This window comes from Psychromarinibacter sediminicola, from assembly GCF_029168335.1.
GTDB lineage: Bacteria > Pseudomonadota > Alphaproteobacteria > Rhodobacterales > Rhodobacteraceae > Psychromarinibacter > Psychromarinibacter sediminicola.
On record NZ_JARGYC010000049.1, the window covers coordinates 22,637 to 34,441 of the forward strand.

Here is an 11,805-nt window from a genome sequence, read left to right on the forward strand (position 1 = left end):
CGCGACTTGTCATTGCTTGTAGACGGTGCCGTCGTCCTGCGCCAGCGCGGCGTGGCTTTCGGGCATGTCGATTTCGTAGAATGTGTAGGACAGCGTGATCGTGTGGACGTATTTGGCGTCGCGGTCCTCGACGATCTCGGGGTCGACGTAGAAGGTCACCGGCATCTGCACCCGCTCGCCCGGCTCCAGCACCTGTTCGGTGAAGCAGAAACAGTCGATCTTGGTGAAGTAGCCGCCCGCCTCGTAGGGGTAGACGTTGTAGGTGGCCTGCCCGGCGATCGGCCGGTCGGTCGGGTTGTAGGCCTCGTAGAAGGCCAGCCCGGTCTCGCCGATCTTCACCTCCATCTGGGTCTGCACCGGCTTGAAGGTCCATTCCATCCCGGAATTGAGCGAGCCGTCGAAGCGCACCTTGATCGTGCGGTCCAGCACCTCGTCGGAGCCGGCGGTCGCGGTGGAGGTGGTGCCGCCGAAGCCGGTGACCCGGCAGAACCAGTCGTAGAGCGGCACCGAGGCCCAGGCCATCGCGCCCATGAACAGGACGATGCCGACGGTCAGGGCGACGGTCTTGCCGGGGCTGCCCTTGGTCATTCCGCAGGCTCCTGGGGCGGCAGCGCCGAGGCGCGCGGGGTGTGGTCGAAGCCCTCGACCGGGCCGACCGTGTTGATCTTCACCACGCTCAGCGCGAAGACCAGCGCGACGAAGCCGGCGAGCGCGATGCCGACCCCGACATTGCGCGACCGGCGGCGCTTGTGGATTTCGTGTTCCGCGCGCAGGGCCATCACCACAGCTCCACTCCGAAGGACTTGAGCGTCGCGTCCACCAGCAGCGCGCCGAAATGCAGGAACAGGTAGGACAGCGACAGGCGGAACAGCTTTCTCTCGGCGGCGTAGCCGTCGGCCTCCGCCGCCGGTTCGTCGCGGCGCCAGACGGTCCAGGCGCCCTTCAGGAACAGCGCGTTCAGCACCGCCGAGGTCGCCAGGTAGACCGGCCCGCCGATCGAGGTGAAGCCGATCCCCAGCGCCACCGGCGCCAGCGACAGCGTGTAGCCGAAGACATGGTTGCGGGTGACGCGGCGGCCGTGGGTGACGGTCAGCATCGGCACCTTCGCGACGTCGTAGTCGGACTTCATGAACAGCGCCAGCGCCCAGAAATGCGGCGGGGTCCACATGAAGATCAGCGCGAACATCAGCGCCGATTCCACCGAAACTCCGCCGGTGGCCACGGCCCAGCCGATCATCGGCGGGAAGGCCCCCGCGGCGCCGCCGATCACGATGTTCTGCGGCGTCGAGCGCTTCAGCAGCATCGAGTAGATCACCGCATAGAAGAAGATGGTGAAGGCCAGAAGCCCCGCCGCCAGCAGGTTCGCCGCCAGCGCCAGCATCACCACGGCGAGCCCCGACAGCGCCACGCCGATGGCCAGCGCCTCGTCGGCCGCGACGCGGCCCGAGGGCACGGGGCGTTTCGCGGTGCGCTTCATCACCGCGTCGATATCGGCGTCCCACCACATGTTCAGCGCGCCCGAGGCCCCGGCCCCGATGGCGATGAACAAAATCGAGCACAGCGCCACGACCGGATGCACCGGCACCGGCGCCACGATCAGCCCGACCAGCGCGGTGAAGATCACCAGCGACATCACGCGCGGCTTCAGGAGGGCGAAGTAGTCGCCGAAGCCCGCCTCGCGGTCGAAATCGGTGATGTGGGTCTCGCTCATGCGTGTCTCTTCTTGGGGAGATGGGTGCGAACACCCATCCTACCTGGGGCGCAGGGGGCGGGCGCGTGGCCCGCCGCCCGTGCGGATCACTCGGCCTGGGCCACCTCGACCGCGCGCGGCGCCGGGGTTGCGGCATAGTCCTGCGCGGGGCCGTTCAGCCAGGCTTCGTATTCCTCCTGCGTCACCGCCTTGACGGTGATCGGCATGTAGGAGTGGTCGATGCCGCAGAGTTCCGAGCACTGGCCGAAATAGATGCCCTCGTTGCCCTCGTCGACCTCGAACCACAGCTCGGCCAGGCGGCCCGGGATGCCGTCCTGCTTCACGCCGAAGGCGGGGATGGTCCAGGAATGGATCACGTCGGCGGCGGTCACCTGCACCACGACGGTCTGGCCGGTGGGGATCACCATCGCCGTGTTGGTGGCGAGGCGGTACTCGTCCTGGCTGTAGCCGTATTCTTCCAGCTCGTCGGGCCGCAGCATGTAGCTGTCGAAGGCCAGCCCCTCTTCGGGGTACTCGTAGCTCCAGTACCACTGGTGGCCGGTGGTCTTGATGACGAGGTCGGCTTCCGGGATTTCCTGCTGCTTGAACAGGGTCGGCAGCGAGAAGGCACCGATGAAGACCAGGATCAGGATCGGCACGACGGTCCAGGTCACCTCCAGCGGCGAGTTGTGGGTGAAGCGCGCCGGCGTCTTGTTGGCGCGCTGGTTGTAGCGCAGGATCACGATGCCCAGCAGCAGCATCACGAAGACGGTGATCGCCGTGATGATCGCCAGGATCATGCCGTCCAGCCACTGCAGGTCGCGCGCGATCTCCGTCGCGGCGGGCTGGAAGCCCGTGCCGCCCGGCGTCGGCTTGCCGATGATCTCAAGCCCCTCCAGCCCGTCCTGCGCCCGGGCGGCGCCCGGAGCCAGGGTGGCGAGGGTGGCGGCGACTGCGGACCCGGCGGCCGCGAATATCGAGTTCAAACGCATGTGCTCTCCCGTAAAGCTGGGCGGTTTCGCCGCCGCGCTTGCCCGGGGCCCCGCGGGTGCGGGGAATCCCCGTTGTGTCTGGACCGTTTGAAACCATATTAGGGGGGCGCCCTCAAGCGTCTGGGTTGCGGCATTGCGCCGCTTTTTTGACCTGGATCAAATCCCGCATGAAAGAGACCTGCTAATGATCGACGCCCCCTTCCGCCCGTTCGACACCGCGCTGGACCAGGACGAGGCGCTGTCGCAGCTGCGCGCGGCGGTCGACGGGGCCGACGACGGCGAGCTGTATCTGGAGCGGCGCCGGTCCGAGGCGATCGTGTTCGACGACGGCCGGGTGAAGACGGCGAGCTACGACGCCTCCGAGGGGTTCGGCCTGCGCGCGGTACGGGGCGAGACGGCCGGTTACGCCCATTCCACCGAAATCTCCGAGGCGTCGCTGACGCGCGCGGTCGAGACGGCGCGGCTGGCCGTGGGCGACGGCGGCGGCAGCTGGGCCGACGCGCCGCAGCCGACCAACGTGCGGCTCTATAGCGACGCCAACCCGATGGACGACGCGGCCTTCCCGGTGAAGATCGAGACGCTGCGCGAGATCGACGCCTTCGCCCGCGATCTGGACAGCCGCGTGGTGCAGGTGACGGCCTCGCTCGCCGCCGCCTGCCAGGAGGTGGAGATCCTGCGCCCCGAGGGCACGCTGGTGCGCGACGTCCGTCCGATGACCCGGCTGAACGTCTCGGTCATCGTCGAGGAGAACGGCCGGCGCGAAAGCGGCAGCCACGGCGGCGGCGGGCGGATCGGGCTGACCGGCCTGATCGACCGGACGCAATGGCAGGCGACGACGCGCGAGGCGCTGCGCATCGCGCTGGTGAACCTGGAGGCCGAGGCGGCGCCGGCCGGTGTGATGGACGTGGTGCTGGGCCCCGGCTGGCCCGGCGTGCTGCTGCACGAGGCGGTGGGCCACGGGCTGGAGGGCGACTTCAACCGCAAGAAGACCTCGGCCTTCGCCGGGCTGATGGGCCAGCGCGTGGCGGCGCCGGGCGTGACGGTGCTGGACGATGGCACCATCCCGGACCGGCGCGGCTCGATCTCGTTCGACGACGAGGGGACGCCCTCGGGCAAGAACGTGCTGATCGAGGACGGCATCCTGGTCGGCTACATGCAGGACCGGCAGAACGCGCGGCTGATGGGCGTGCCCGCCACCGGCAACGGGCGGCGGCAGAGCTATGCCCACATCCCGATGCCGCGGATGACCAACACCTACATGCTGGGGGGCGAGGCCGCCCCTGCCGATATCCTCGCCGGGCTGGAGGACGGCATCTATGCCGTGGGTTTCGGCGGCGGTCAGGTGGACATCACCAACGGCAAGTTCGTCTTCTCCTGCACCGAGGCGTATCGGGTGAAGAACGGACAGGTCGGCGCCCCGGTGAAGGGCGCGACGCTGATCGGCGACGGGCCGACGGCGATGCAGCAGATCCGCGCCATCGGCAACGACATGGCGCTGGATCCGGGCATCGGCAATTGCGGCAAGGCGGGCCAATGGGTGCCGGTGGGCGTGGGCCAGCCGACGCTGCGGATCGGCGGGCTGACGGTGGGCGGCTCTGCGTGATCGCGGTGCGGCCGATGCGCGCCGGGGATCACGCGCGCGTCGCCGAGATCTGGCACGAGGGCTGGCACGACGCCCATGACGGGCTGGTGCCGGACGCCCTGTCGCGCCTCCGGACGCCGGATGCCTTTCGCAAGGCGGTTCCGAAGCTGACACGGCCGGTCCGGGTGGGCCTCACCGAGGGCGGGATCGGCGGGTTCGTCGCCTGGCAGGACGACGGGATCGACTATCTGTTCCTGGCCCGCGCCGTACGGGGCACCGGGCTGGCGCAGGCGCTGATGGCGCGGGCCGAGGCAGAGATCGCCGCCGCCGGGCATACCGTGGCGCGGATCGACCATGTCGAAGGCAACGCCCGCGCCGCGCGGTTCTACGCCCGCGAAGGCTGGCGGCGGATCGGGCACGAGGACGAACGCTGGCCCGAAACCGGCGACAGTATCGGCGGCTGGCGCTCGATTCTGCTGGAAAAACGCCTGTAGCCGCCCGACTCGGGCAGATCGATTCGGGGACCGTGCGGCGGGTTCCTGGCAAGACCTGGGCGTGACGGCCGGATTTATTCGATACTATTCAAATAGTTGGCACGAATTTTCGACAACCTGCCGACGATTCACGACTCTTTAACCACTCCGGCGCCATACATGCCCTGCAAGTTGGCGGAACCAGGATGGCCAAGGATTTACTCCCTTCACCCCACCCCCTCACCCCACCCCGAAGCGAGGATGATTGGGTCGCCTGGTTTCGCCTCTTGCGCTCTCGCAGGGTCGGGGCCACCACCTTCCACCGGTTGATGGGCGAGCATGGCAGCGCGGACGCCGCGCTGGAAGCTCTGCCCGAGGTCGCCCGCGCGGCAGGGGTCGCGGACTATGCGCCCTGCCCGCCCGAAATCGCTCTGAACGAAATGAAGCAGGGGCAGCTGTTCGGCGCCCGCCCCCTTGCCTTCGGCGCCCCCGACTATCCGGCGCGGCTGGCGCAGCTTCCCGATGCACCGCCGATCCTCTGGGTCCTGGGCGAGACCGCGCTGCTGTCGCGCCCCGTCGCGGCGCTGGTCGGCGCCCGCAACGCCTCCAGCCTCGGCACCCGCATGGCGCGGCAACTGGCGCACGGGCTGACCGAGGCGGGCTTTGCCGTGGTCTCCGGCCTCGCCCGCGGCGTCGACACGGCGGCGCATCTGGCCGCACTCGATGGCGGCACCATCGCGGTGCTGGCCGGCGGGGTCGACGTGGTCTATCCGGCCGAGAACGCGGTGCTGGCGCAGGAGATCGCCGAGAAGGGCCTGCGCCTGTCCGAGCAGCCGATGGGCATGCAACCGCAGGCGCGCCACTTCCCCTCGCGCAACCGCATCATCTCGGGCCTCGCCCGGGCGGTCGTGGTGGTCGAGGCCGCGGCGAAATCCGGCAGCCTGATCACGGCGCGCAACGCACTGGACCAGGGGCGCGAGGTGATGGCGGTGCCGGGCCACCCGTTCGACGCCCGGGGGGCCGGCTGCAACATGCTGATCCGGGACGGCGCCACGCTGGTGCGCAGCGCCGCCGACGTGATCGAGGCGATCGGCGCCGAGGCCGAGGAACCGACCCTGCCGCTGGGCCCCGCCGCAGACGCGCCGCCGGCCGCGAAGAAGAGCTCGGAGCCCGTCGCGGCGGAGCGGCGGAGCGCGGACCAGGCGCCGGAGCGCTCCGGTGCCGCTCCGACGCCTGCGGCGACGTCCGCCGCATCGGCCGTGGCCGCGGGCAATCCCGACCCGCCGCGCCGGTCGCTGAAGGAAACGGCAAAGCTGCACAGCCGGATCCTCGACCGGCTGGGCCCCAGCCCCCTGGCCGAGGATCAGCTGATCCGCGACCTGGGCCTGCCGGCCGGCCGCGTCGCGCCAGAACTGGTGACGCTGGAACTGGAAGGAAAGATCGAGCGCAAGGCCGGCGGGCTGTTGTCGAAACCGTGACCGCCGGACACGGGCCGAGCGCGCCCGGCGCGCGGGCAACACGATCTTCTAGAAGATCGTGCCCGGCATGATTTTCTAGAAAATCATGCGATTTCAAAATCTTCTAGAAGATTTTGCCGCCTGCGCCCGCGCCCGTGCGACGCGGGTAACGCGGTTTCCGCCCTGCACCTCGGCCGTCAACAACACTACATTGACAATCCGCGCCGGTACCCCACATGGTCCGCCGCCATGAGCCGCCAGACCTGAAGGGGTAGGAATTCCATGCCAGTCGTCGTTGTCGAATCGCCTGCCAAGGCCAAGACGATCAACAAGTATCTGGGCAACGACTTCACCGTTCTCGCCTCTTACGGACATGTGCGCGACCTGCCGCCCAAGGACGGCTCGGTCGACCCCGAGCACGGCTTCGAGATGCAGTGGGAGGTTGCGAGCGATAGCAAGAAACACGTCAAGGCCATCGCCGACGCGCTGAAGGACGACCCGCAGCTCATTCTCGCCACCGACCCCGACCGCGAGGGCGAGGCGATCAGCTGGCACCTGGAAGAGACGCTGCGCAAGCGCAAGGCGATCAAGAAGGACACCGAGGTCAGCCGTGTCGTCTTCAACGCGATCACCAAGAATGCCGTCACCGAGGCGATGAAGAACCCCCGCCAGGTCGACAAGGACCTGGTGGAGGCCTACCTCGCCCGCCGCGCGCTAGACTACCTGGTGGGTTTCAACCTGTCCCCGGTGCTGTGGCGCAAGCTGCCCGGCGCGAAATCCGCCGGCCGGGTGCAGTCGGTCTGTCTGCGCCTGATCGTCGAGCGCGAGATGGAGATCGAGGCGTTCCGCCCCCGCGAATACTGGACGGTCAAGGCGATCCTCACCACCCCGCGCGGGCAGGACTACGAGGCGCGGCTGACTGTGCTGGCGGGCCAGAAGCTCGACCGCTACGACATCGAGAACGACACCCAGGCCGAGCTGGCCGTACAGGCGATCACCAGCCGCGACCTGACCGTGAAATCGGTGGAGGCGAAGCCGGCCAGCCGCAACCCCTCGGCCCCGTTCATGACCTCGACGCTGCAGCAGGAAGCCAGCCGCAAGTTCGGCTTCGGCGCGCGGCAGACGATGAACGCGGCGCAGCGGCTCTACGAGGCCGGGCTGATCACCTATATGCGGACCGACGGCATCGACATGGCGCCCGAGGCCGTCCATGCCGCCCGCGACGCGATCAAGGACCGCTACGGCGCGGAGTACGTCCCCGACAGCCCGCGCATGTACAAGAACAAGGCCAAGAACGCCCAGGAGGCACACGAGTGCATCCGGCCCACCGACATGACGCTGGCGCCCGACGGGCTGCGCGTGTCCGAGGCCGACCAGAAGAAGCTCTACGACCTGATCTGGAAACGCACCATCGCCAGCCAGATGGCCGCCGCCCGGCTGGAGCGGACGACGGTGGACGTGGCCAGCGCCGACGGCCAGGTGGAACTGCGCGCGACCGGCCAGGTGGTGCTGTTCGACGGCTTCATGAAGGTCTACGAGGAGGGCCGCGACGACGCCGTCGTGGACGACGACGACAAGCGCCTGCCGCAGATCAGCCAGGGCGAGGCGGCCGAGAAGAAGGACGTCACGCCCGAGCAGCACTTCACCCAGCCGCCGCCGCGCTACACCGAGGCGACGCTGGTCAAGAAGATGGAAGAGCTGGGGATCGGCCGGCCGTCGACCTATGCCTCGATCGTCACCACCATCCAGGACCGCGGCTATGTCCGCAAGGACAAGAACCGCCTGATCCCCGAGGACAAGGGGCGGCTGGTGACGATCTTCCTGATCAACTACTTCCGCAAGTATGTGGGCTACGACTTCACCGCGAAGCTGGAGGGCGAGCTCGACGACATCACCAGCGGAGAACGCGACTGGCAGGATGTGCTGGACCGGTTCTGGCGCGACTTCAAGGCGCATATCGACGAGACCAGCGACCTGCGGATCACCGAGGTGCTGGAAAAGATCGACGAGGTGCTGGCGCCGCACCTCTACCCCCCGCGCGAGGATGGCTCCGATCCGCGGATCTGCCCCAATTGCGGCGAGGGGCGGCTATCCTTGCGCACCGCGCGGTCGGGCGGGGCGTTCATCGGCTGCTCGAACTACCCCGAATGCCGCTACACCCGCTCGCTGAACGCCAACGAGCAAGATGACGAGATCGGGCCGGACGGCAAGCTTCTGGGCTATGACGGCGAGGATCCGATCAGCCTGCGCTCGGGCCGGTTCGGGCCCTATGTGCAGCGCCGCGAGGCGACCGAGGAAGAGCCGAAGCCGCCGCGCGCCAGCCTGCCCAAGGGCTGGGCCGTCGAGGATATCGACCTGGACAAGGCGCTGATGCTGCTGAGCCTGCCGCGCGAGATCGGCCCGCATCCCGAGGACGGCGAGCCGGTGGAGGCGGGGATCGGCCGCTACGGGCCTTACGTGAAGCACGGCGGCACCTATGCAAACCTGCCAGAGGTGGACGAGGTGTTCACCGTCGGCATGAACCGCGCGGTCGAGCTGATCGCCGAAAAGGCCAGCCGCGGGCGCGGCCGGGGCGCGGCGGCGAAGCCGGTGAAGGAACTGGGCGAGCATCCCGAAAGCGGCGGGCCGGTCAACGTGATGCCGGGCCGCTACGGGCCTTACGTCAAGTGGGACAAGATCAACGCGACGCTGCCGAAGGACGTGGAGCCGGAGAGCGTGACCATGGACATGGCCGTGCAGCTGATCGCCGAGAAGGCGGCGAAGAAGGGCGGCAAGAAGCCGGCCGCCAAGAAGGCCGCGCCGAAGAAGGCGGCCCCCAAAAAGGCGGCGGCGAAGAAGTAGCGCCGCCGCGCCTCGCGTTGACTCTGCCGCCCCGCCGCGCCACAACCTTGGCGACCACGTGAGACGGGGAGCAATCATGAAAAAGGTCTATGGATCGGCAGCCGAGGCGCTCGACGGTCTTCTGTTCGACGGCATGACGATCGCGGCCGGGGGCTTCGGCCTGTGCGGCATTCCGGAAAACCTGATCGCGGCGCTCCACGAGGCCGGGACAAAGGATCTGACGGTCGCCTCGAACAATTGCGGCATCGACGGCTTCGGCCTGGGCATCCTTCTGGAGGCCAAGCAGATCAAGAAGATGATGTCGTCCTACGTGGGCGAGAACGCCGAGTTCATGCGCCAGTACCTGTCGGGCGAGCTGGAGTTGGAGTTCAACCCGCAGGGCACCCTGGCCGAGCGGATGCGCGCCGGCGGCGTTGGCATTCCCGGCTTCTACACCCGCACCGGCGTGGGCACCCAGATCGCCGAGGGCAAGGAGCACAAGGAGTTCGACGGCGAGACCTTCATCCTGGAACGCGCCATCGTCGCCGACGTCTCGATCGTCAAGGCGTGGAAGGCCGATGACACCGGCAACCTCGTGTTCCGCAAGACCGCGCGCAACTTCAACCCGCCGGCGGCGATGTGCGGCAAGACCTGTATCGTCGAGGTGGAGGAGATCGTGCCGCGCGGCTCGCTCGACCCGGACTGCATCCACCTGCCGGGCGTCTACGTGCACCGCCTGATCCAGGGCGAATTCGAGAAACGCATCGAACAGCGCACGACCCGCGCCGCATGAGCGGATTTCCCCGGGCCGCGCGGCGGGCCGGGGAACTTACCGATATTCCTTTATGCGCGCCCGTTTAGGCCGACTGCCTTGCACAAATCCGCGCTCAAGCGGATTTGAACAACGTAACGGAACCATTTCAATGGGTTGAAATACGCCCCGCTTCCAAGGAAATGGAGCGCGGGCGATATCAACGATGAACTTTGGAATGAACACGCACGCACATGGACCTTGCAAAAGACATTAAGGAACTTCCCGACAGCGAAGCCTTCCAAATCCTCGCGGAATCGCCCATCTCGATGGTTCTCACCGACCCCGGGATCGAGGACAACCCGATCGTCTACGTCAACCGCGCCTTCGAGCGCGTGACCGGCTACAGCGCCTCGGCGGCGGTGGGCCGCAACTGCCGCTTTCTTCAGGGTGCGGAAACCGACCCCGAGGATGTCAGGCGAATTCAGCAGGCCCTGGCCGACAAGACCGAGACGACGGTCGATATCCTGAACTACGGCGCCGACGGCGCGCCGTTCCTGAACCGGCTGCTGCTGAGCCCGATCTACGACCGCGACGGCAACCTGCGCCATTTCCTCGGCATCCAGAAGCGGCTGACGGAGACCGAGGCGCAGAATTCGGTCAACGTCACGCAGCACACGATCCGGGAACTGAAGCATCGGGTGAAGAACCACCTGGCGATGATCGTCAGCATGATCCGCCTGCAGGGCCGCAGCGCCAGCGGCGTCGAGGCCGCAAGCTCGCTGGCGCGGCGGGTGGAAAGCCTGCAATTGCTGTATGACGAGCTCAGCGACCCGTCGAGCGGCGCCGGCAAGCGCGACGGCAACGTGTCGCTGGGGGCCTATATCTCGCGGCTGGTCAACACCACCGCGCATCTGGACGGCCGCGCCGGCGTCCGGGTGAACATGGATGTGGACGACGCGACCTGCAATTCGGAACAGGCCGCCAAGATCGGGCTGGTGGTGTCGGAGATCGTCACCAACGCGCTGCAGCACGCCTTCGAGGGCCGCGAAGAGGGGCTGCTGGACGTCCGCATGACCGCGCAGGGCGACGACATCGTGGAGATCGTCGTGGCGGATGACGGCGTCGGCCTGCCCGAGGACACGAGCTGGCCCAGCCGCGAGAGCGTCGGCGGCCGCGTGGTGACCGGGCTTCTGCAGGAACTTCGTGCCGAACGGGACGTGACATCCGGGCCGAATGGCACGACAATCCGCCTGAAGATTCCCGTAACGACAGAAGACGATTGAGAGGACGACAGCCATGCCCTGGGACCGCAATCAGATGGCCGAGCGCGCCGCGCAGGAACTCGAGGACGGGATGTACGTGAACCTCGGCATCGGGATTCCGACGCTGGTGGCCAATTACATCCCCGAGGGCGTTGACGTGACGCTGCAATCGGAAAACGGAATGCTCGGCATCGGCCCCTTCCCCACCGAGGACGAGATCGACCCCGACCTGATCAATGCCGGCAAGCAGACGGTGACCGAGCTGGAACGCACGAGTTACTTCGACAGCGCGACGAGCTTCGGCATGATCCGCGGCGGCAAGATCGCGATGGCGATCCTGGGCGCGATGGAGGTGGCCGAGAACGGCGACCTGGCGAACTGGATGATCCCCGGCAAGCTGGTCAAGGGGATGGGCGGCGCCATGGACCTGGTGGCCGGCGTGCAGCGCGTGGTGGTGGTGATGGATCACACCAACAAGGCCGGCGAGTCGAAGCTTCTGAAGCAGTGCACGCTGCCGCTGACCGGCACCGGCGTGGTGAACCGGATCGTCACCAATTTGGGCGTGCTGGACGTCACCGACGACGGGCTGAAGATCGTGGAGCTTGCGCCGGACGTGACCCGCGAGGAGATCATCGAGAAGACGGACGCGAAGATCGCGGCCTGACATTCGGTCGGACCGGTTTAACAGGCTGCTGAAGAAGTCGGGTTGGAAGGACGTTATTCCTGTCGCCGGGGCTGGAAGGCGGGTCGCTCGCAGATGCGAACGTCGGGTCCA

Annotated in this window: 11 protein-coding genes; 7 read left to right on the plus strand and 4 right to left on the minus strand. The window is 67.7% G+C overall.

Features of this window, described 5'->3' with window-relative positions; genetic code table 11:
- Positions 1-9 precede the first annotated feature (9 nt).
- The 4 genes from P1J78_RS16815 to coxB all read right to left on the minus strand — a co-directional run bounded on the left by P1J78_RS16815 (position 10) and on the right by coxB (position 2,682).
- Complete coding sequence (locus P1J78_RS16815; protein WP_275568536.1) at positions 10-588, minus strand: cytochrome c oxidase assembly protein; 579 nt, start codon at positions 586-588, stop codon at positions 10-12.
- Complete coding sequence (locus P1J78_RS16820) at positions 585-779, minus strand: cytochrome c oxidase system small membrane protein (RefSeq protein WP_275568537.1); 195 nt, start codon at positions 777-779, stop codon at positions 585-587. The genes P1J78_RS16815 and P1J78_RS16820 overlap by 4 nt, the downstream gene beginning before the upstream one ends.
- Positions 779-1,711, minus strand: a complete 933-nt coding sequence (gene cyoE / locus P1J78_RS16825; protein WP_275568538.1) for a heme o synthase — start codon at positions 1,709-1,711, stop codon at positions 779-781. Before cyoE ends, P1J78_RS16820 begins: the two co-directional genes overlap by 1 nt.
- 86 nt (positions 1,712-1,797) lie before the next feature.
- A complete protein-coding gene (gene coxB, locus P1J78_RS16830) occupies positions 1,798-2,682 on the minus strand; it encodes a cytochrome c oxidase subunit II (protein WP_275568539.1) in 885 nt (294 codons plus the stop codon).
- A 184-nt stretch (positions 2,683-2,866) separates the two neighbouring features.
- On the opposite strand from coxB, the gene tldD reads away from it, so the two are divergent.
- From tldD to P1J78_RS16865, 7 genes are all read left to right on the plus strand, one after another.
- The gene (gene tldD, locus P1J78_RS16835) at positions 2,867-4,285 is read left to right on the plus strand and encodes a metalloprotease TldD (protein ID WP_275568540.1); all 1,419 of its coding nucleotides are present in this window, start codon (positions 2,867-2,869) and stop codon (positions 4,283-4,285) included.
- Positions 4,282-4,758, plus strand: coding sequence for a GNAT family N-acetyltransferase (locus P1J78_RS16840; protein ID WP_275568541.1), 477 nt, complete (start codon positions 4,282-4,284; stop codon positions 4,756-4,758). The genes tldD and P1J78_RS16840 overlap by 4 nt, the downstream gene beginning before the upstream one ends.
- 185 nt (positions 4,759-4,943) lie before the next feature.
- Positions 4,944-6,215, plus strand: coding sequence for a DNA-processing protein DprA (gene dprA / locus P1J78_RS16845; protein WP_275568542.1), 1,272 nt, complete (start codon positions 4,944-4,946; stop codon positions 6,213-6,215).
- A gap of 261 nt (positions 6,216-6,476) precedes the next feature.
- On the plus strand, positions 6,477-9,035 hold the full coding sequence (gene topA / locus P1J78_RS16850) for a type I DNA topoisomerase (protein ID WP_275568543.1): 2,559 nt from the start codon (positions 6,477-6,479) through the stop codon (positions 9,033-9,035).
- Between the two features lie 76 nt (positions 9,036-9,111).
- The gene (locus P1J78_RS16855; protein WP_275568544.1) at positions 9,112-9,807 is read left to right on the plus strand and encodes a CoA transferase subunit A; all 696 of its coding nucleotides are present in this window, start codon (positions 9,112-9,114) and stop codon (positions 9,805-9,807) included.
- Between the two features lie 212 nt (positions 9,808-10,019).
- Positions 10,020-11,051, plus strand: coding sequence for a PAS domain-containing protein (locus tag P1J78_RS16860; protein WP_275568545.1), 1,032 nt, complete (start codon positions 10,020-10,022; stop codon positions 11,049-11,051).
- A 13-nt stretch (positions 11,052-11,064) separates the two neighbouring features.
- Positions 11,065-11,694 (plus strand): 3-oxoacid CoA-transferase subunit B, encoded by a 630-nt coding sequence (locus P1J78_RS16865; RefSeq protein WP_275568546.1) that lies wholly within the window; start codon positions 11,065-11,067, stop codon positions 11,692-11,694.
- The last annotated feature ends 111 nt before the right edge of the window (positions 11,695-11,805 follow it).